This window comes from Citrobacter cronae (assembly GCF_016893685.1).
Classification (GTDB): Bacteria; Pseudomonadota; Gammaproteobacteria; order Enterobacterales; family Enterobacteriaceae; genus Citrobacter; species Citrobacter werkmanii.
This window is the reverse complement of sequence record NZ_CP069763.1, coordinates 1,306,482-1,307,864: the sequence shown is the minus strand read 5'-3', so window position 1 is coordinate 1,307,864 and position 1,383 is coordinate 1,306,482. Positions and strand designations below refer to the sequence as shown.

The window sequence follows — 1,383 nt, the reverse complement described above, 5'->3', positions numbered from 1 at the left end:
TCAATCAAAACCATTATTTTCGGCGGTATGGGCAAACCATTCGCCGCTCTTTTTCACTGTACGTTTTTGTGTTTCTAAATCCAATTGGACAAAACCGTAGCGGTTTTTATAGCCGTTGAGCCATGACCAGTTATCAATAAAGGTCCACATATGGTAGCCAAGACAATGACAGCCTTCGCTAATGCCTTTATGTAGCCATTTCAGATGCTCAGTAACAAATTCAATACGGTAGCTATCGTTAACTTGTCCTTCCTGAATAAAGCGCTGTTCGTTTTCTACACCCATACCGTTTTCTGAAATAAAGCAGCGTGGGTTACCGTAATTATCGCGAAGATTGGTAATAATATCGTAAATACCCGGCTCATAAATTTCCCAGCCGCGGTAAGGGTTCATTTTACGTCCCGGCATTTCATAGTAATCAAACAGCCACTCCGGCATAAACGGCGCATTAGGATTGACTGCCGTATCGCGACATTTCACACGACGCGGCTGGTAATAGTTAATCCCCAGCAGGTCGATTTTGCCGTCGGCGATCAACTGCGCATCGCCTGGCTGGCAGGCCGGAAGCTGATCGTACTCTTTCAGCAATGCCACCAGATCCGCCGGATATTCCCCTTTCAGTACCGGGTCGAGGAAGCTGCGATTAAACAGCAGATCCGCATGGTGTGCGGCTTTGACATCTGCCGGATGCTGCGAGCGCGGATACGAAGGCGTTAAATTCAGCACTACGCCAATTTCACCGTCATGGTTTGCATCACGATACGCCCGCACCGCCGTCGCATGCGCCAGCACGGTATGGTACGCCACAGTGGCGGCACGTTTGAAATCCACCACGTTAGGATAATGGAAGTCATACAAATAACCGCCTTCTACAGGAACAATCGGCTCGTTGAAGGTGAACCAGTGCTTAATGCGGTTGCCGAACAATTTGAAACACGTCTGTGCGTAGCGGCCAAACGCCTCAACCACTTCACGGTTTTCCCAGCCGCCTTTTTCCTGCATCACCATCGGCATGTCGAAGTGGAACAGGGTGATAAATGGCGTTATGCCTTGCGCCAGCAGCTCGTCGATGACGTTATTATAAAAATCGACGGCCTCAGGATTAACCTCACCGGTGCCGTCCGGGATCAGGCGTGACCAGCTCAGAGATGTACGGAAGCTATTGTGTTTCAGCTGTTTGAGCAGTGCGATATCCTGTTTCCAGTGCTGATAAAAGCCCGAGGTGTTCGCCGGGCCAACCCCCTGATGGAAACGACCTGGCTGGCGGTCGAACCACACATCCCACGTGGTCGGGCTTTTACCGCCGTTCAGGCTATCGCCTTCGGTTTGTAGCGCCGAGCAGGCACTGCCCCACCAGAAGTTTTCAGGAAAACGGTATCGCAT

Annotated in this window: 1 protein-coding gene; it reads right to left on the bottom strand. The window is 50.8% G+C overall.

All coding sequences use genetic code 11. The features are described 5' to 3' along the window. The gene (locus tag JSN25_RS05565; RefSeq protein ID WP_204525514.1) at window positions 1-1,383 is read right to left on the bottom strand and encodes a glycoside hydrolase family 1 protein; all 1,383 of its coding nucleotides are present in this window, start codon (window positions 1,381-1,383) and stop codon (window positions 1-3) included.